Annotated in this window: 14 protein-coding genes; 7 read left to right on the forward strand and 7 right to left on the reverse strand. The window is 44.8% G+C overall.

Going from position 1 to position 20,304, the window contains the following annotated elements; translation table 11 throughout:
- Positions 1 to 17 precede the first annotated feature (17 nt).
- Positions 18 to 779, forward strand: a complete 762-nt coding sequence (locus QUA83_RS10305; RefSeq protein ID WP_333292992.1) for a DNA polymerase beta superfamily protein — start codon at positions 18 to 20, stop codon at positions 777 to 779.
- A gap of 183 nt (positions 780 to 962) precedes the next feature.
- Here QUA83_RS10305 and QUA83_RS10310 read toward each other — a convergent pair whose 3' ends face one another.
- The 3 genes from QUA83_RS10310 to cobJ all read right to left on the reverse strand — a co-directional run bounded on the left by QUA83_RS10310 (position 963) and on the right by cobJ (position 5,583).
- Entirely contained in the window at positions 963 to 1,748 is a 786-nt protein-coding gene (locus QUA83_RS10310) for a hypothetical protein (RefSeq protein ID WP_333292993.1), read from the reverse strand.
- A 748-nt stretch (positions 1,749 to 2,496) separates the two neighbouring features.
- Entirely contained in the window at positions 2,497 to 3,282 is a 786-nt protein-coding gene (locus QUA83_RS10315) for a hypothetical protein (protein WP_333292995.1), read from the reverse strand.
- A gap of 525 nt (positions 3,283 to 3,807) precedes the next feature.
- Positions 3,808 to 5,583 (reverse strand): precorrin-3B C(17)-methyltransferase, encoded by a 1,776-nt coding sequence (gene cobJ, locus QUA83_RS10320; protein ID WP_333292996.1) that lies wholly within the window; start codon positions 5,581 to 5,583, stop codon positions 3,808 to 3,810.
- A gap of 210 nt (positions 5,584 to 5,793) precedes the next feature.
- On the opposite strand from cobJ, the gene QUA83_RS10325 reads away from it, so the two are divergent.
- On the forward strand, positions 5,794 to 9,702 hold the full coding sequence (locus tag QUA83_RS10325) for a cobaltochelatase subunit CobN (protein WP_333292997.1): 3,909 nt from the start codon (positions 5,794 to 5,796) through the stop codon (positions 9,700 to 9,702).
- A 149-nt stretch (positions 9,703 to 9,851) separates the two neighbouring features.
- Here QUA83_RS10325 and QUA83_RS10330 read toward each other — a convergent pair whose 3' ends face one another.
- On the reverse strand, positions 9,852 to 10,466 hold the full coding sequence (locus QUA83_RS10330) for a COP23 domain-containing protein (protein ID WP_333292999.1): 615 nt from the start codon (positions 10,464 to 10,466) through the stop codon (positions 9,852 to 9,854).
- A 322-nt stretch (positions 10,467 to 10,788) separates the two neighbouring features.
- On the opposite strand from QUA83_RS10330, the gene QUA83_RS10335 reads away from it, so the two are divergent.
- The 4 genes from QUA83_RS10335 (at position 10,789) to QUA83_RS10350 (ending at position 15,726) form a co-directional block, all read left to right on the forward strand.
- On the forward strand, positions 10,789 to 11,283 hold the full coding sequence (locus QUA83_RS10335) for a DUF1643 domain-containing protein (protein ID WP_333104737.1): 495 nt from the start codon (positions 10,789 to 10,791) through the stop codon (positions 11,281 to 11,283).
- Between the two features lie 318 nt (positions 11,284 to 11,601).
- The gene (locus QUA83_RS10340; RefSeq protein ID WP_333293000.1) at positions 11,602 to 13,287 is read left to right on the forward strand and encodes an NAD-binding protein; all 1,686 of its coding nucleotides are present in this window, start codon (positions 11,602 to 11,604) and stop codon (positions 13,285 to 13,287) included.
- Between the two features lie 169 nt (positions 13,288 to 13,456).
- Positions 13,457 to 15,250 (forward strand): N-acetylmuramoyl-L-alanine amidase, encoded by a 1,794-nt coding sequence (locus QUA83_RS10345; RefSeq protein ID WP_333293002.1) that lies wholly within the window; start codon positions 13,457 to 13,459, stop codon positions 15,248 to 15,250.
- Between the two features lie 80 nt (positions 15,251 to 15,330).
- The gene (locus QUA83_RS10350) at positions 15,331 to 15,726 is read left to right on the forward strand and encodes an SH3 domain-containing protein (RefSeq protein ID WP_333293004.1); all 396 of its coding nucleotides are present in this window, start codon (positions 15,331 to 15,333) and stop codon (positions 15,724 to 15,726) included.
- A gap of 117 nt (positions 15,727 to 15,843) precedes the next feature.
- Here QUA83_RS10350 and QUA83_RS10355 read toward each other — a convergent pair whose 3' ends face one another.
- Positions 15,844 to 16,404: a Uma2 family endonuclease gene (locus tag QUA83_RS10355; protein WP_333293005.1), complete on the reverse strand. Its 561-nt coding sequence runs from the start codon at positions 16,402 to 16,404 to the stop codon at positions 15,844 to 15,846.
- A gap of 77 nt (positions 16,405 to 16,481) precedes the next feature.
- Positions 16,482 to 17,459: a hypothetical protein gene (locus QUA83_RS10360; protein ID WP_333293006.1), complete on the reverse strand. Its 978-nt coding sequence runs from the start codon at positions 17,457 to 17,459 to the stop codon at positions 16,482 to 16,484.
- Between the two features lie 63 nt (positions 17,460 to 17,522).
- Here QUA83_RS10360 and QUA83_RS10365 point away from each other — a divergent pair, with 63 nt between their 5' ends.
- Positions 17,523 to 18,719 (forward strand): CapA family protein, encoded by a 1,197-nt coding sequence (locus QUA83_RS10365; protein ID WP_333293008.1) that lies wholly within the window; start codon positions 17,523 to 17,525, stop codon positions 18,717 to 18,719.
- Positions 18,720 to 18,829: 110 nt separating this feature from the next.
- On the opposite strand, the gene QUA83_RS10370 is transcribed toward QUA83_RS10365, so the two are convergent.
- Positions 18,830 to 20,206 (reverse strand): NAD(P)-binding domain-containing protein, encoded by a 1,377-nt coding sequence (locus QUA83_RS10370; protein ID WP_333293009.1) that lies wholly within the window; start codon positions 20,204 to 20,206, stop codon positions 18,830 to 18,832.
- Between the last annotated feature and the right edge of the window lie 98 nt (positions 20,207 to 20,304).

Here is a 20,304-nt window from a genome sequence, read left to right on the forward strand (position 1 = left end):
GAGGGGGACTGAAATAAATGACAGAATACATTTCCGATTTAGCCCAAATTATCTCAGTTCAACCTTATCCGCTGCTGTTTGCTACTGTCAGCGGTTCGCATTTATACGGCTTTCCTTCCGCAGATTCTGACTTTGATTTGCGGGGAGTACACATCTTACCGCTACCGAAAGTAATTGGACTGATTTCTGGAGAAGAAACAATCGAAGTTTCTGAAGTTCGGGATGGAATGCAACTCGATTTAGTAACTCACGACATCAAGAAATTTTTTGAGTTGCTGTTGAAGCGCAACGGCTACGTGCTAGAACAACTGTATTCGCCGCTGATAGTTTACACTACAAAGGAACACGAAGAATTAAAGGCTATTGCCTCGAACTGCATTACCAAGCACCACAGCCACCACTATCTCGGTTTTGCTAAAACTCAATGGAAACTGTTTGAGAAAGAACGCCCGCGTCGGGTTAAGCCGCTGCTGTACGTTTACCGGGTGTTGCTGGCTGGGATTCACTTGATGCAAACCGGGGAAGTCGAGGCGAATTTGGTGAAACTTAATGAGAAATTCCAGTTGTCGTATATTCCTGATTTGATCGATCGCAAACTGGCTGGAGAGGAAAAATCTGTGCTGGAAGATACAGATATAGAATTTTATCAGCAAGAGCGCGATCGGCTAATTAATATCTTAGAAGATGCAAGTTTTACAAGTCATTTGCCGTCAAATCCTCATGCCAAGGTTGCTCTTAGCGATTTTCTGGTAAAGGTGAGGATGTCATCTGTGAACTAAGCTGTTCCACGTTTAATAAGTCTTTAGTTTAGCAAGCACCCTACATATTAGTCGTTTGGTGTGCCGAAAATCGCAGAACCTCCAGCCCAGGACGCATCAGTACCAAAAAAACCGGGTTTTTTATCGACATTAAACACCCGAATCGAGTATTTTCCTCGTCGCTCAAACCCGGTTTCAAGTGATTTATCTTAATAGATTTGTGTTGGCTGCTTCGCTAAGGGCAGGTAAGCCGATATTTTGATCATCGGTAACTGGTTGGTTTTTTCCGGGTATGTAAATATTCCAACTTACGCCGCCTAAATATGTCTTGATATATGAAGTCAAGGCGTGGATAAATACAACGATGCCCAGCATTTCTAATGACTCTTCAATGTTCACTACTATCTTGTAGGATAGCCCCCACTCTCCCATTGTAGAAGATATGTATCCCCCGACCATTTCCATCCCGATTGCTCCTCCAATATAAAGAGCGCAGGCTGCAACAAACAATTTTTTTGTAGAAACAGGAAGGTGCAACACAAACTTACTGTAGGAGAATAGAAATATCACTACCAGAAAACCGAACGGCACAATCCAAGTAAAGTAAAAAACTCCTGTGGCATTTAGTAGACCTCGCAGCGGGTCAATCAACTTTTCGTGTAAACTCCCAGCTTCATCTAAAGATAGAAATAAAAATATGAATGATAAAATTTTCCAGTGCTTCTTGTAGTAATCGCTATCCAAATTTTTCGCATAGGCGATCACACCCAGCAAGAGAGAACTAAACAGTAATGCCAAACATGAGTATAAGGTTGGAATGTTCTTCTCGGCATCAAGGTTGAAGGCTTTTGTAAAGAAATCTGCCAACTTGGCATTTGGCAAGAAGTACAGACTCATCTGACTTAAGACAGAGAGTAAAGCTAGACAGGTCACCACTCGAATCAAAAATTGGGTTACAGCCCCAGGAGTTAAAGGAATTTGAAATTTCATGTTTTTTTAGCCGTTATATTAAGCTTAGTTTAAGAAAAGCCTATCAAAAGACAAAAACAATTCGATCTACCTAAAGATAGAGAAGACTCCGGCTGCATATCACTTTTGCAGCCAAGCTAGAAATTGGACTTGGGAGCCAAGAGCCAGGAGCCAGAAGGAAAGAGGAAGAAGTAAGGAGCCAGAAGTAAGGAGCCAGAAGAAGTGTTTTTACAAATATCAGATGCTCCCGAATACTCCTCCGGGTGGATGTTAGATTTTTATAACCGTAAGGTTATCGTAGGATTAAGGAATTTAGCAGACCTCGATCGCCCTTAATTTTATTCTGAATATATAATAATAAAATATTTACTGAGAAGTAAATTACAGCAGATTCCATGTATACAGCATATTTTATGTAGATGTAGATCGCGATCAACCGGGTTTCGAGCAACAGAATCAGTAATGATGCGAGAACTCTAAAGAAACCAGGTTTTGCGCGGTGTACTTCATAAACCTGGAATACGCTGTATATAGCAATCCTTGCATGAGTCATAAACTTTTTACCCCACCCCAATCCTCTCCTTATCAAGGGGAGGGAGTAAGAAATTCACAAATGATGCGAGAATTGCTATATTAGTCGTTTTGTGCGCCGCAGATCACAGAACCGCCAGTCCAGGACGCATCAATAGTAAAAAAACCAGGTTTTTTCTCCTGGTTAAATGCCATAATGCAGTATTTTCGTCGTCCATTAAACCCGGTTTTAAGTGATTCACCTTAATAGATTTGTGTTGGCTGCTTCGTTAAGGGCAGGTAAGCCGATATTTTGATGAGCGGTAACTTGTGAGTTTTTTCCTGGTATATAAATATTCCAACTTACCCCGCCTAAATATGTCTTGATATATGAACTCAAGCCGTGGATAAATACAACGATACCCAGCATTTCTAATGACTCTTCAAGGGTTGCTACTATCAGGTAGGGTAGACTCTCCATTCCCGTGGTAGAAAATAGGTATCCCCCGATCATTTCTATCCCGATTGCTCCTCCAATGTAAAGAGCGCAGGCTGTAACAAATAATTTTCTTGTGGCAACAGGAAGGTGCAACACAAACTTACTGTAGGATAATAGAAATATCACTACAAGAAAACCAAACGGCACAATCCAAGTAAAATAAAGAAATCCTGATGCATTTAGCAGGCTTCGCATCGGATTTATAAACTTTTCGTGCAATTGACCAGCTTCGTCTAAGGATAAATATAGAAATATGAATGATAAAATTTTCCAGTGATTCTTGTAGCGATCGCTATCCAAATTTTTCGCATAGGCGATCACACCTAGCAAGAGAGAACTAAACAGCAATGCCAAAAATGAGTAGAAGGTTGGAAGGTTCCGCTCGGCATCAACGTTAAATACCTTTGCCAAATACTCTCTCAACGGGTATTCCGGCCCGAAGTACAGACTTATCTGACTTAAGAAAGAGAGTAAAGCTAGACAGGTCACCACTCGAATCAAAAATTTTGTTACAGCCCCAGGAGCTAAAGGAATTTGGAATTTCATGTTTTTTTAACAGTTTTCTTAAGCTTTGTTTAAGCGAATTTTATCAAAAGAAAAAACTAATTCGGTCTACCCCAAGACAGAGAAGACTCTTCCGGCTGAAAGCCCTCTTTTTGTAACCCTAGGATGATTGTAGGATTAAGGAATTGAGCAGACATCGATCGTCCTTAGTTTTATTGTGGCTATACAATAATAAAAATATTTACTGAGAAGTAAATTATATCTCTCCCAAAATGAAGCTGAAACCCTTACTATGGTTGAGTCGAGTTCTAAATGGGCTCAATTTCTGCCAGAAAAACTCGGCTTCAGGAAGCCGAGATTCCTCAGTACCGAGGATTTCTGTAATCAAAGGCGATCGCTCATTAATCGAGAGTGAAAACCATGAGATGAAATAATAGGTCAATCGCGATCGAGCGATCCGCCATTATTTGTTAACCTAGACTCCCCCTAGCGATATCAAGATATCTCTTTGTCAAAGTCAATTAGCTTTCATTCAATTGCTTATTTCCGAAGTTTTTGCTGCTTTACTTATTTTTCATACCTGCGCGGCGTGTAAACCCAAACATCTCCATATTTGCGGGGAATAATCCGAGTTTGACTCGAACCAACAATCACTAAAGTTCTCATGTCTGCATCTTCCGGCTGGAATTCGCCGAGGGTGCAAACCCGCACAGATTGGCCGGGCCGGCCGAGGTTTCGCCCCAAGATGACGGGGGTTTTAGCATCGCGACTTTGTAACAAAATCTCGATCGCCCTTCCGAGTTGCCAAATCCGCTGTTTCGAGATGGGATTGTAAAATGCGATCGCGAAATCTGCGATCGCAGCGGCAGAAATCCGCTGTTCAATGACCTCCCAGGGCTTGAGAATATCCGAAAGCGAAATCACGCAAAAATCGTGTCCGAGGGGTGCTCCGATCGCAGCAGCGGCCGCCTGCATGGCTGAAATGCCCGGTGCTACCCGAATATCGATGCCTTGCCATTCGGGTTTGGCATCCAAGTCGATCGCCTCAAACACAGCCGCAGCCATCGCAAAAATACCCGGATCTCCCGACGAAACGACGGCGACAGATTTGCCCGATGCTGCTAAATCTAGGGCAAAACGGGCGCGATCGATCTCTTCGCGGTTGTCGGAATCGTGCCGCTGTTGTCCTTCGCGCAGGGTTCCGGCTAAGTCGAGATAAAATTTGTAACCCACCCAATCCGTGGCTTCGCGCAGAATTTCCTTAACTTCCGGCGACATCCAGGGCGCGCCTCCGGGGCCGGTACCGACGATCGCGAGTTTGCCGCGGCTAATTCCGATCGCCCTAGCATCAAAGGGTTGGCCGGCTAGGGCGATCGCGCAATTCACGGAGTTTGGGCGATCGGACTCGATTAAGTGACTGTTTGCACCGGCTGCTGTCAGGGCAATTTGTACTGCCTGATTTTCGATGAATTCAATTGAGTCTAATTCGACAAGTTCGGAGAAATTGAAAAAGCGGACGGGGACTTTGAAAAAATTTGCTAGTTCCTCAAGTGCCGGGTTTCCCATCTCCTCTTTTAATGCAAAGAATCCCGCAACGGAAGCTGGCGCTAAACCTGCATTTCCCAACACTTGCTGCACTAATGAAACCGCTATTTCTGGCTCAATATTCGATAGCTTTGTGAGTGCAACTGCCACAATTTGCGGATGGTAAACTAAACAATCGGGCGTTGGCGCAATTGCTTTTTCGGTGACGCGGATCGTCAATTTTGCGTCGGGGGCGATCCTCTTCGAGGGCTTCGCTAACGGCAAATTGCTCTCGGAAAGCCAGTTTGCAGCCCCTTCTAGGCGTACTTTTGCCCCGGCGAGCAAATTTGAAATAAAAGTCTTCGCGTCCTCTGGATTCGCCAAATAATAGCCTTGGGGAGGACTCAGCAACGCGGTGCGAAACCGAATATCTCCGGTGGTGGTAATTGCAGGTTGTACGCCGAGGGCTGCTGCAATCTCTCTGGCCAAATCATTAACGCCGTGCAAACCGCCCAGCAGCGGTACGACGGCGCTTCCGTCTTCTGCGACGGCTAAAACTGGCGGTTCGGCGCGTTTGTCGGACAGCAGCGGGGCGAGAGTACGGATGATTATTCCGGCGGCGCAGATGCCGATGATTGGGGTTTCTGTGGCAAATAATTCCCGCAATGTTTCGCCGAAGTTGCTAAAGTTGATGTCTGTGTTGGAAGTGCGATCGATTAAACCGTAAATCTGGGAACCGGGGAAATGTGCGGATATTTTTTTGGCGATCGGCTGGCTGTTTTGACCTAAGATAACTATTGCGGGAGGAATTCGATTCACGTTTGTAACTATGGCTGCGTTTGGATTGGTTTGATTATTTTAATCGCTTCTTACTTTAATAAGACATATTTGATGAACCGCGAAGGCGCGAAGTAATAGAAAGCAGAAGTTTATCTGTTTTGTTCTGTCTGTCTGTGGCACAGGCATCTTGCCTGTGCACCTCTATAATTAGTTTATCATTAAAATAAGCAAATATTCGGAGGTTTGGCTGTGAAACGCATTGTTTTAATTGCAGGGTTTGAATCTTTTAATGCTGATTTGTACCGCAAAGCTGCCGAGTTGGCTGTTTCTGGCTGTCAGGGATTGGAAGTGCGGGTTTTTAGCGATCGCGCCCTCGCAGACGAACCCGACGCTGTAGCAGCCGCCCTCTCGAATGCTGATGTGTTTTTCGGGAGTTTGCTGTTTGATTACGATGCGGTAATGTGGCTGCGAGAAAGGGTGCAACATATCCCTATTCGCCTGGTTTTTGAGTCGGCTTTGGAATTGATGAGTCTTACTCAAATCGGCGCTTTTAAAATTGGCGACAAACCGAAGGGAATGCCGAAGCCTGTTAAGTTTATTCTGGATAAGTTCAGTAATGGGCGAGAAGAAGATAAGCTGGCTGGTTACATCAGCTTTTTGAAGGTGGGGCCGAAATTATTAAAATATGTGCCGGTGCAAAAAGTGCAAGATTTGCGTAACTGGCTGATTATTTATGGTTACTGGAATGCGGGCGGGGCGGATAATGTTGTCTCGATGTTTTGGATTATTGCCGAAAAGTATTTGGGGCTGAAGGTTGCAGAAATTCCGCCCCCTGTGGAAACTCCCAATATGGGTTTATTGCATCCTGATTATAATGGTTATTTTGAATCGCCTCGGCAATATTTGGATTGGTATCTCGGTAATCAAAGTGCTAGGGGCGGGCAAGATGCCCGTTCCACAAAAGAGGCCAGACATCTTGATAGAAAGGGTTATGACGGGCAAGATGCCCGTTCCACAAAATTTGAGACTAATTTGTCTGAAAATTTAGACCGGGTTTTTAACGGGCAAGATGCCCGTTCCACAAAATTTGGAACCAATTGGTTCCAAAATTCATATCAAGTAAAGTCTCCTGTTGTGGGCATCTTGCTTTACCGCAAGCACGTTATCACCAAGCAGCCTTATATTCCTCAATTGATTCGCTATTTTGAAGAGGCGGGAATTGTGCCTTTGCCGATTTTTATCAATGGCGTTGAAGGCCATGTGGCGGTGCGGGATTGGATGACGACTGCTGATGAAACTGCGCGGCGAAAACAAGGCAATATTGAAACTCTTTCGCTTTCTAAAGATGCTGTGGAAGTTGATGCGATTGTTTCTACTATTGGCTTTCCTTTGGTTGGCGGGCCTGCTGGTTCGATGGAGGGTGGAAGGCAGGTGGAAGTTGCTAAGCGCATTTTAACTGCTAAAAATGTACCTTATTTTGTGTCCGCACCTCTGCTGATTCAGGATATCCATTCTTGGACTCGTCAGGGGATTGGGGGTTTGCAAAGTGTGGTATTGTATGCTTTGCCTGAGTTGGATGGTGCGATCGATCCTGTTCCCCTAGGCGGTTTGGTGGGTGAGGATATTTATCTGGTGCCCGATCGCGCGAAACGCCTGACAAGTAGAATTAACAATTGGGTGAAACTACGCCAAACTCCGCCATCTGAAAGGAAAATTGCGATTATTCTCTACGGGTTTCCTCCCGGTTACGGTGCGGCGGGTACGGCTGCTTTATTAAATGTACCGAAATCGCTGCTAAATTTCCTGCAAAAACTTCAAGCAGCAGGTTATACAGTTGGAGAAATTCCGGCTGACGGTGAGGAGTTAATTCGCAGGGTGAAAGAGGCAGATGAAACTGCTTTTGACGGGCAAGATGCCCGTTCCACAAAAGAGACTGTTAATGTGAAAACTTTAGAAAAATGGCTGGGCTATCTGTTAACAAGTCGGATAGAAAAACAGTGGAAATCTTTAACGGGTACGGGCATTAAGACAGACGGCGACGAGTTCCAAATCGGTGGAATTCAACTGGGGAATATTTGGATAGGTTTGCAGCCGCCGCTGGGAATTTCGGGCGATCCGATGCGCTTAATGTTCGATCGCGATTTGACGCCTCACCCTCAATATGCTGCTTTTTACAAGTGGCTGCAAAATGATTTGCAAGCTGATGCTGTGGTTCACTTCGGAATGCACGGCACTGTGGAATGGTTGCCGGGTTCTCCTCTGGGAAATACTGGCTATTCTTGGTCGGATATTTTGTTGGGAAGTTTGCCGAATCTTTATATCTATGCCGCCAACAATCCCTCGGAATCAATGTTGGCAAAACGGCGCGGTTACGGTGTTTTGATTTCTCACAACGTGCCGCCTTACGGTCGCGCTGGTTTGTACAAGGAATTGATGGGTTTGCGAGATTTGATTGCGGAATATCGGGAAGATACGGCAAAGAATTATGTGCTGAAAGAGGCTATTTGTAAGAAAATTTTAGATAGCGGTTTGGAGGCTGATTGTCCGTTTGAGGATGCTCGCAAGTTGGGGATTGCTTTTAGTTTTGAAAATGTGGGAATGTTCAGTCCTGATGCTTTTAACCGCTATATGGTGAAGCTTTACGAGTATTTGCAGGTGGTGGAATGTCGGTTGTTTTCTTCGGGTTTGCACGTTCTGGGGGAACCGCCTAATTCTGAGGAAATGACCTCTTATCTTGAGGCTTATTTTGGGGATAGGTTATCACAGGAACAGGTGAAAGCAATTGTTTCGCAAACAAGCACAGGCAAGATGCCTGTGCCACAAGAGGGGTTGGATGGGGTTTTTGAGGAGGGTTTGCTAGTTAGGGATTTGTTGTTGCAAACGACTGATGAGTTGACTAATCTTTTGCGGGGTTTGAATGGGGAATATATTCTGCCTGCACCGGGTGGGGATTTGTTGCGGGATGGGGCTGGGGTGTTGCCAACTGGCAGGAATATTCACGCTTTAGATCCTTATCGGATGCCTTCTCCGGCAGCTTATGAAAGAGGCCGCGAAATTGCTCGAAAAATTATTGATAAGCACCTTAAGGAACAGGGGAATTATCCTGAGACTGTGGCGGTGATGTTGTGGGGTTTGGATGCGATTAAGACTCGGGGCGAATCTATGGGCATTTTGCTAGAATTGGTGGGGGCTGAACCTCTTAAAGAAGGTACTGGCCGGATTGTTCGCTATGAATTAAAGCCGTTAGCTGATGTCGGTCATCCCCGGATTGATGTGTTGGGAAATCTTTCGGGGATTTTTCGAGATAGCTTTGTGAATATTATTGAATTGCTGGATGATTTGTTCGTGCGGGCGGCGGAGGCTGATGAACCTGAATCGGAGAATTTTATTCGCAAACACGCTTTAATTTTGCAGGGACAAGGTGTGCAGAATTATTCGGCGAGGTTGTTTTCTAATCCGGCTGGGGATTTTGGTTCTTTGGTTAACGATCGGGTTGTTGATGGTAGTTGGGAATCGGGGGATGAGTTGGGGAAAACTTGGGAAAGTCGCAATGTTTTTAGTTACGGGAGGAAGGATAAGGGGGAAGCGAGGCCGGAGGTTTTGACTCAGTTGTTGCAAGGGTGCGATCGCATAATTCAAGAAATTGATTCTGTAGAATACGGTTTGACTGATATTCAAGAGTATTATGCGAATACTGGCGGTTTGAAGAAAGCCGCAGAAAAGCAGCGCGGCAAAAAGGTTAACACGAGTTTTGTAGAAAGTTTTTCTCAGGATACCACTCCGCGCAATTTAGAAGATTTGCTGCGCTTGGAATATCGAACTAAGTTGCTAAATCCTAAGTGGGCTAACGCGATGGCAAATCAAGGTTCTGGCGGTGCTTATGAAATTTCGCAGCGGATGACGGCGTTAATTGGTTGGGGCGGAACGGCTGATTTTACTGATAGTTGGGTGTACGATCAGGCGGCTGATACTTATGCTTTAGATCGGGAAATGGCGCAGAAGTTGCGGGAGGCTAATCCTGAAGCTTTTCGCAATATTGTCGGCAGAATGTTGGAGGCTAACGGGCGGGGTTTTTGGCTGCCGGATGCGGATAAGTTGCAGCAGTTGCGCGAGTTGTACGAGTTAACAGATGAGAAAATTGAAGGGGTGACAGTGTAGTGTTTTTAGTCTCAATATTAACTGGTTCCTAGGCTCTGCCTGGGAACCGATATGCAGAGGCTCTGCCTCGCCAGCTTCCATCAAAATTGGAGGCTGAGCCTCCGGATCTGCGTTACCAGGCAGAGCCTGGTAACGAGTAGAATTGGAGATTAAATACCTCGATCGCCCTGCGGTTTTGCTACAGGAACTGACGGTTTATTGTTTGGAGAATTAAAAGCTCGATCAACCATATCTCCAAAGGGAACAAACTGCGGTGCAGACGATGGAGCTCCGGTTCTGAACACTGCCACGGGCCCGCTGCCGTCTTGGGCAAAATTAATCAATTTCGTTAAAGCATCACCGGGATTTTTAGCATTGCGCTTGTCTAGGGTGAACAGCAGATTTTGAGAGTTGCAGCGCCCCCGTCCGTTCACATAACAAACTACGGGCAAGTTATTAACAATTCCTGTTGTTAACTGCAAGTTGCTCAATCTTCCGCCATTCTGGGCAACAGCTTTGGTCAATCTATTGGAAACAATTTGACAGCGCTGCCAAGGTGTATATTCGCGGCCGAACTCGGTAGATTTCCACAGAATCATTGGATCTGTCGTGACATTTCCCCGGCGCGCAATTGTGACAAAATTCCGACCGGAAGTAACGCACTGAAATGTTGTTCTAGTGCTATTCCAAGAGTTGCTGGCTGGATCTGCTTGCACTTGGCTTGGCAAGGCGACAGTACCGGCGAAAACTAAAGCGGATGCTAATAAGGGTGCAGTCAATTTCATAATAACTCCTGCCGCTAAGGCAGCTAAATTTATGTAGGAAGTCATAGTTGTAGGGACAGGGCAGTGTCCCTACCTATTCACATTCCCCTGGTTGGCTGTCGCACCCGGATATTTTTCAAATATTAAATCAGGTTATACCAATTCACTATGAAGCTGCATTTAATATAACGCTAAGGATATAGTTCCAACCAGAAAGACATCAGCCTCATTTAGTGTATCTTCATAGTGAATTGGTATGACCGTTTTGACGGTTGCTATAAGAAATTTATTGTTGAGCTGACAGAAGCCAAGTCTGACGGCTAAAATTTTCCAGGGCATTCAAATGAAACAAATTATGAAACAAGGTGCAGCGATCGATTCCACAGGACTCTACCGCTACTCTCTGTGGCGGGAGTGGGACGCCAATGCTCCCAGGGTCGTCTTTGTTATGCTCAACCCCAGTCGTGCGGATGCAAATACTGACGATCCCACACTCCGCCGATGCTTAGGCTTTGCCCGCTCTTGGGGTTGCGGTTCGATCGAAGTAGTCAATTTATTTGCTTACCGTGCCTCGCGACCAGATATTCTGCGCGTGGTATTAGATCCCGTGGGGCCTGAAAATGACCGCTATCTCCGAGAAGCTGTTGAGCGAGCCGATCGAATTATTGTGGCTTGGGGCAATCGTGGCAGCTTGACGAACCGATACCAAACCGTTTCCCCTTGGCTGAGTAACCGTGAAAATCTCTACTGCCTGGGAATTACCAAGAGAGGGCATCCGCGTCACCCGTTGTACGTTAGAAGCAGCACAACTCCTTTCTCTTATACCAATTCACTATGAAGCTGCATTTAATATAACGCTAAGGATATAGTTCCAACCAGAAAGACATCAGCCTCATTTAGTGTATCTTCATAGTGAATTGGTATTAGTTGCACCTCATGTCTGTAGGTACATGGCAGTATGGTGTGTTTATTTCAACACTTGGAAACGTGGCTTTAGGAACACGGCACAGCCCTTTCTTTGTTTCCAACACTTCGAGACTGTGGCACAAGTACCCTAGATAGTGTTTTTAGCTACATTCTGCAAAGCCACGACAGTCAACAATGGTAAGTAAAATTACAAAGCACAGCTCCGAAATCGGCTGGCAAATAAATTTTTATGAAACCTCGAATCATTGTTTGCGGGTTGGGCCACACGGGACACAAGATTTTTTGTTTGTTGAGACAGCAAGGAGCGATTGTGGTTGGTATTAGCGATCGCCCGATTCGCGGCGAAACTTCTGATGTGGTTGTCGGCAATTTGCAAGCAGCTTCTACTTTGTTGGCGGCGGGTATTCAAAATGCTCACACTTTAGTAATTGCAGCAGACGATGATGCTGTCAATTTGGCAATTTTGATGCAAGCGAGGATTCTCAATCCTCAGATTCGCATCATTAACAGATTGTTCAATACTAGCTTGGGCGACCGAATTGACCACACTTTGCCCGATCACACTTCCATGAGCGTTTCATCATTAGCGGCTCCGGTTTTTGCCTTTGCGGCTCTCGGAAATCAGGCGATCGGACAGTTGCGTTTGTTCGATCGCACTTGGCCGATTCACGAAGAATATATCGATGACACACATCCTTGGAAAAATCGCAAACTGAGCGATTTGTGGGACGATCGATCGCGAATGTTGATTTATTATCTGCCGGCTGCTAACAAAACTGATTTAGTATCGGCGGTGCTTGCCGATCGGCAGTGTCAGCAGGGCGATCGGCTAATTGTTGCCACTCAGCCCACTCTCCACAGCCCCCAAAAAACTTTAACTCAAAAACTGCTCAAAACATTAACTAGGCTGCACAGATTTCAGCAGCACAGCCAAGCAGCAGTAATTGTTGTACTGACGCTGCTGTCCATGATTAGCGTTGCTACTGCTACCTATATTTGTGTTGAGGATAATATCTCAATTGTCGATTCTCTCTATTTTTCAGTAGGGATGATTACCGGAGCCGGAGGCTATGAAAAAGTTGCCGAACAAGCTCCCGAAAGCATTAAACTATTTACAGTTGTCATGATGTTAGTTGGAGCTGGCATCATCGGCATCTGCTACGCACTGCTCAACGATTATGTATTGGGAACTCGCTTTACCGAATATTGGGATGTGGCGCGAGTTCCGCAGCGCAATCATTACATTATCTGCGGACTCGGAGGAATCGGTATCCAAATTGCTAAAGAACTGCACACTAACGGTTACGATATTGTGGCGATCGAGCAAGACCCGAACTGCCGCTTTCTGAGCACGGCTCGCTCAATGAAAATTCCCGTCATTCAGGGAAGTGCCAGTTTACCCGCAACTTTGGAAGCTGCTAATGTTAAGCAAGCGGCAGCACTTTTGGCGGTAACTAGCAGCGATATGTCTAATGTCGAAATTGCCTTGAGCGCTAAAGGATTATCGCCCAAACTATCAGTTACTGTCCGCAATCAAGACCCACATTTTGCTTTGATGGTGCAGCAAGTTTTTGAGTTTGAAGGAGTTTTGAACCCGACGGAATTGGCTGCTCCTGCTTTCGCGGCGGCGGCGATTGGAGGCAGAATTTTGGGCAACGGAATGACTGCTGATAGTCTCTGGGTTTGCTTGGCCACATTGATTACGCCAAACCATCCTTTCTGTGGCCACCGTATTCAAGATGCTGCTAAGTCTGCGGATTTTGTGCCTCTTTATGTGGAAACTAAGTGTCAAACTCTCCACGGCTGGGATTTACTGAATTGTTGTTTGAGTACGGGGGATGTTTTGTATTTGACGATGCCCGCGAATCGGTTGGAGCAACTGTGGAGAACGACCTCGGAATTAATTAAAACTTAATGGTTTTAGGCGGAAATTTATGTTGCCTATCGCTCAATTGCAACTACAAACCTGATAAAATTGGCCCAGTAGAGTAAATTGAACTTACGGCTAATCCTCTGAAATCCGGTTTCTTAGGGCAAGTTCTAGTATAAATAACCAACAGAGTCTCAATTAGTTGCGATATAAAATGAGAAAATTTTTAGGATTATGTGTGTTTGGCTTGATAATGGCGATCGCCTCTGTAGCTGTCGCCGTTCAACCTTTGTTCGTCGCTTATCCTCCCGCTAACCACAAAACTACAGCCGATCGCATCTTTTTAATCGGCACAGCGCCCGCACCGGGACAAGTGTCGGTAAATGGCAACCAAATTTCGCGCACCGCATCCGGGCATTTCGCCCCGACTTTTCCGCTGCAACTCGGCGAAAATCTCTTTACATTGCGTTACGACAATCAGGAAGTCAAAATTAACGTGACGCGCGAGTCGAATCAGCCGGAAGCCCCTGTAGGATTGGCTTTTGCTAAAGATTCCCTGACGCCGAAAGTCGATGTGGCGAGTTTGCCGGGAGAATATATTTGCTTTGGGGCGATCGCACCGGCGAATGCTCAAGTTTCGGTAAAATTGGCGGGCATTACTATTCCTTTAAAAGCGCGATCGCAAGTTGAACTACCCGACAACGCATCTGTACTTTTAGACGCAAATTCCCCCATCAAAAAAGGTGGCAGCCAACAGTATCAAGGCTGCGGTAAAACCCCGGAGAACGCCCTCTCATCTAAGGGAGAAACAGTTGATTTAGGCGTGCCATCGTTTGAGCTAACAATGAACGATCAAACTATCAGCCAACAAGGTACTGGAAAAATTTCTATTCTTTCTCCGGCTGACTTAGAAATAGCCGAAGTAACAGCAGATCCTGGTGTCGCCAGAACCGGGGCAAGTACAGATTTTTCTCGGATGACACCGCTGCCGAAGGGAACGCGAGCAACAATTATCGGGCGCGAGGGAGAATGGCTCAGACTCGATTACGGTGCTTGGATTAAAGCATCGGAAGTGCGAATTGTCAAGGATACAGTACCTCCGCGATCGATTATTCGCAGTGCCAGTTCGCGTCAAGTTTCCGGCTGGACAGAGGTGTTATTTCCCTTAGAAACACCCGTCCCAGTCACCGTGCAGGAAGGAGAACGCACCTTCACTTTAACCCTGTACAATACCACCGCTCAAACTGACATTATCCGCCTCTCGGATGACCCCGTAATTTCACGTTTGGAATGGCAACAAATCGCGCCACTGCAAGTACAATATACTTTTAATCTCAAATCTGCCCAGCAGTGGGGCTATAAATTGAGATACGAAGGCACAACTTTAGTGCTGTCTTTAAAAAACCCGCCGACGAATACAAGCATGATGCCTGTGTCGCAAGCAAAGCCGCTGTCGGGAATTAAGATTCTCATCGATGCGGGACACGGTGGGCCGGAGGATGGAGGTGCTGTGAGTCCAGTGGGAATTAGGGAAAAAACAGTAGCTTTAACGGTGTCGAAATTGGTGCAACAGGAATTGGTAAATCGGGGCGCGAATGTGGTAATGACGCGGGTAGAAGATGTCGATTTGGATTTGCCACCACGGGTGGAAATGATTCAAAAAGAAGAACCTGCGATCGCAATTTCAATTCACTACAATGCTTTGCCGGATAACGGGGATGCCATTAAGACTAAAGGCGTCGCCGCTTTCTGGTTTCACCCGCAAGCGCACAGTTTGGCAATGTTTTTGCACAATTATTTAGTTGCTAAGTTGAACCGTCCGAGCTATGGTGTATTCTGGAACAACTTAGCCATGACTCGTCCTGCCGTTACTCCCTCTGTTTTAATGGAATTGGGATTTCTGATCAATCCCGAAGAGTTTGAATGGATTGTGAATCCGACAGAACAAAAGAAATTAGCTGAGGCGATCGCTCAAGGTGTTACCGAATGGTTTGCCTCGGTCAAATAATAGTTAGTAGTAAGAACTGAAGTCATTCTCAAAAAATTATAATCGGGACTTCAGTTCAGCCCATACCAGGAAATGAAATAATGCTAATTTTTACTCAATCAAAAGCCTTTTTTATTGCAGCCGTCGTTGCAAGTTTTAGCTTCTCACTTTACAGCTTTCCTGTTTTCGGCAAGCAGCAAAATCTTGCTCCCGCAAAAGCAGAAGCTTTAAAAAAGCAAACTCATTGCTCATTTATTACAGGTGAAGGTGGCGCTGTTAACATTCGCAAAGGCCCAGGCAATAAGTACCCGGTTGTTGCTAAATTGAAAAGGGGAGACGGAGTTAGGGCTGTCAGCAGACAAGGTAATTGGGTGAAAATTGCGGCCAGATTTTCGGGTAATCCTCCTAATGAAACTTTGACAATCCTTGACGGTTGGGTGAACAATCAATTTATTAATGGCTGTTCCGAAGACCAATTTGACAGGTGGCGAAAATAGGGAATTTGGTTTGTAGTAAGGACTCCATTCCTGAGTTTAGATGAGGACTTGCATTCCTCACTACAAACCAAACCGGGAGATTTTTTAAATTCGTACAAAAAAGACGATCGCCCTGATTCATTGTTGCATTCTCAACCAGCTAAACACCTGTTCGGCAGTGATATTCAGGGGAATCATTTCGGGTACAGAAAGGACATCGCTACCTTCACAGAATTGCGGTTGTTGGTTGGGCAAAAATGCTAAAATCGATCGATCGTCTGGATCTATGAGCCACCCCAACTGACAATTATGTTGCAGACAGTGAATAATTTTTCTAGTTACGCGATTTGAGCTTTGTTGTGGCGACAGGATTTCTATCGCCCAATACGGTGCAATTAGCACATCATCTACTGGTTCGCCACTCTCATCAAATTGAATCTGTTCCCACAATAGTACAGCAATATCTGGAACAATCGATCGACCGCCAAAGGTACACCGCAACTCTGGAAAAGCATAAGCTATTTTTGGAGTTTCCGTCACCTGATTAATTTCGTTGCAGGCTTTTAATCGCAATAAGCTATGCTTTGTTTTCGGCATAGGTTTTTGGATAATATCCCCCTCAATATATTCGCTAGCAGGTTTGGTTTCTGGTAGTTTCAGAAATTCTTCAAGGGTGATTCGCTCAGTTGCGATTGTCATAAATAAATTCCTCAATTCTACCTATCTTTAGTCTAATCAAAAAATATTTATTTTGCATCAAAATTGTTTTAAATAGCCTAATTTTGCGGAACAATCTGCTGTTTAAATTCAAACAAATTAGGATTTGTATGGTCATAAAAAGCCCGTAACCAATGCACGTTTGGAGAACCAAAAGTTTCAACTCTAGTAAAATTTTTCATTCTCGGTAGTTGAGTCTCATCGGTAAAATAGGGTAAAGGTTTATCGATGCGGAAATAGTGAGTATCGCCGTGGACGAATACAACCTGCCCTGGGAAATTGCCTGTTTCTGTTTCCAGAGTAGCGATAAAATCGTTGTAGCCACTTCTTCTTTTGTCCGTCGGATCGAGTTCAAATCCCGGATTTGCCTGTGCAACTAACACAATTCCTTTGCTGTTGCTGCGTTTGGCTAAAGCAAAACATTCTTTGATCCAGGCTAAGTTAGCCCAATTGCGATCGGCATATTCTGCATCTGCTTCGGGAGTGCGGCCAAAATTGTTGTTGCTTCCCGGCATATTAATCGCAAAAAATACAATGCCATGATAAATCCAGCGGACATTTTCGCGGTATTTAGCAAACTGCGGGTTTTCGCTTTGACGGGTGAGAGTTAAGGTGCGCTTTCCCAAACTTTGATTACCGTTGCTAAATATTTCCCGCAGTTTAGCGAGTCTTTCTACTGGATTGTAACTGCCGTTTTTTAAACGGTGGCAATCCGTCCATTCATTATCCCCATACGCAAGAATAAACGGCATCTCAAACTTGTCAAATAACTGCTTGCGGCTGAGAAAAGTTGCATCATCGCAGACACTAGCACCGTTTTTAATGTCGCCGTCGTGGACGACAAACGCTGCTGGCGATCGATTGATATCTGCAATCAAATTCGGAAATTGTGCTTCCTGTTCGGCACTGTAGGGCAAATCGCCAATCAAGGCAAATTCAAAAGGTCGATTACCCGAAGTTTGAGCGTAAGTTAAAACGCCAAAACCCGTAATTGATACAAAAATAATAAAGGCAAGAATTAGATAATTTTTTTTCATATATTTAGCCGTAACTAAATTAGTTATGATACCATATAAGCCGACAAATCACTCTCAAAAATCATGGATTTTCGTCGGTTGCTCTCGCTAATAGCCATGCTTTCCATCGCAGGCTGCAATATCGAAACGCCACAAACCAACACACAGCCTACAGAAAGTCGATTGCCAATTGCAGCCCCTGTTCCCCCCCAACCCAAGTCTGAGATCAAAGAAGCCAAACTAATTGCTGTCGGCGACATTATGATGCACAGTACCCAAACGCGATCGGGCTACGATGCAAAAAAGAAAACATACAACTTTGACAATTTCTTCGCACCAGTTAAAAGTATCTTATCAACAGGCGATTGGGTGATCGGAAATCTCGAAACACCTTTAGCGGGGGAAGATGCGGGCGGATATACGGGATATCCGCTATTTAACGCACCGGCTCAATTAGCGGATGCTGCTAAAAAAGCCGGATTTAATATCTTGACAACTGCGAATAATCATGCTTTAGACCGTGGAGAAAAAGGAGTAATTAGGACGATCGCCAATCTGAGCGATCGTAAAATTGCCTCAACAGGAACAGCCACATCTACCACCGAGGCTTCACGCACTTTAATCAGCACCAAAAACAACATTTCATTAGCCAAGCTAGCCTACACCTACGGCACAAACGGCATTCCCATACCCAAAGGCAAAAATTACTTAGTTTCCCTAATCGACGAAAAAAAGATAATCAAAGACATTGCCAAAGCCCGCAAACAAGGAGCAGATATTATCGCAATTTCCCTGCATTTTGGCGATGAATATCAGCGACAGCCAAACACCCAACAAAAACAATTAGTGGAAAACCTATTAAAAGCTGGTGCAGACATCATTCTCGGCAGCCATCCCCACGTCGTCCAACCTTACAAAATTTTTAACTTCCCCGGCAAAAATGGGAAAACCCGCAAAGCTGTAGCAATTTATTCAATGGGAAACTTTATTTCCGGTCAGAATAAAAAATATACAGACTTAGGCGTAATTTTGCAAGTCAATATTCGCAAAAATTTTCCCGAAAAAACCACAGAAATTACCGAAGTAAAAACACATCCTACTTGGGTACACCGCTATAGTCAGAACAATAAAACAAACTATCGCGTTTTGCCCTTAGAAACAACTGTCAGCCAGAAAAAAGATGCACTGCTAGCAACTTCGCAGTATCCAGTTTTAGCAAAATATTTGCAGGATATGAACAATCACCTTAACTCTTTGAATAGTCCGAAAAAATCAAAGTAATTTGGCAGTGGCAATAGGGCTTTGGTGATTGTAATTGGAGGTAGATCCGATCGATTTTTATTCCCCGGCAGTGCCCGTTGGTAAGGTAACAACTTAAGCTATGGAAGCAATCATGTATCCAACGGAAGAGGGTGTAGTGGATTAGAGCTACTTTTCTTTTTATGATTATATTCTTCCGATACTCCAAGATAATCTGATGGTTGATATCGGTCGAATATCTCAGCGAAAATGTTAGGCAATTTTCGATAAGGAGAAATATCCATATCTTTAAGCATGATGTCAATATATTGTTGGAATCGAGTGTTTACCGAACAGGATCGCGAAGGTTCAAATTGAATATTTGCGCGTTTCCACTGGCGAATATATTCAATACTTTTTTCCATATTTTCGCTGGAAGGTAACTCAAGTTCACCACGCAAGTAAGCACACAGCCATTGTGTGGCAATCTCGACTGCTGGCACGTGCATATATCCATGATTGAACCCGGCAAAGGCAATGCCAGGAATGCGAGGATGAAGCAAGTGGCGATATAACTGCACGCCATCGGGTTCGGTTTCCAACATTCTTCGATATTTATCAGGCAAAAATGGAAAAATCGGCGTTTGCGAACCCACAGACAGAACGACTAAATCGCATGGAATCTCGCAACCATTTTTCAACTTTACTGATTCTCGCGAAAAACCAGATAATTCTGCACGGTAGGGCGATATTTTTCCTTCTGCAATAAACGGATAGTAATCATCAGGCGCAACCGCTGTGGCGGAACGTAAATCAGGCAATAGTTTGTGATCTGGTTGTACAGCTTTGATGCGGCGCTGGGCCTCTTGACCTTTTCCAGAAACATTTCGCTGAACTTGAAAGTGGAAGATGGATGCAATCAAATCCCAAAAAGCTGAAACAATGAAGCCAAGGCGATTGTGCAGGAAACGTTCAATGGCGGTTGGATGTGCCCAACTTGTCATCATCACTGTTCCAAAACGGCTGAATAATGCGTAGGTAAAATGTACGCCCAAAATTCGTTCTGGCACCAGCCAGCGCGGTGTACGAAATACATGATTTACTTGTGCGCCTTGTTTTGCTGCGAAAGTCGCCATGTCCAAAGCGCTTTTTCCGAAGCCAACGATTACAACTCGTTGATTGTCGAATATATCAAGGGTGTGCACATCCCGTTCAGTGATGATTTTCCCGCCGAAATCTTCGATACCTGGAAATTCAGGTTTATACTTTCCTTCTGTATATTGCCCAACTGAGATAACGACGTATCCAAATAATTCTTCGTGAACGCCATCCGGGTTTTTATATTTTAATAGCCAGCCATCTTCTGTTTCTTGGAGTTCGATAACTTCATGATTTAACCGCACATCAAGCTTTAAATGATTGACCGCTTGTTCCAAATAATTCAGGATTTGTTCTCCGGTGGGATGTAAATCAGGCGTGAATGGCCAGGGAAAATCAGATAAATGATACTGTTCCCTGATATTTTGCAGGTGTACGTTTGGGTATGCAACGGGTGCATCTCAGTTTGGCAAATACATCAAATTGAAAGTTGACCGTTGAGATAAGCACAGCGAAGAGCAAGGATAGA

Origin of the sequence: Microcoleus sp. K1-B1, from assembly GCF_036704705.1 — a bacterium.
In the GTDB taxonomy this organism is placed as follows: domain Bacteria; phylum Cyanobacteriota; class Cyanobacteriia; order Cyanobacteriales; family Microcoleaceae; genus Microcoleus.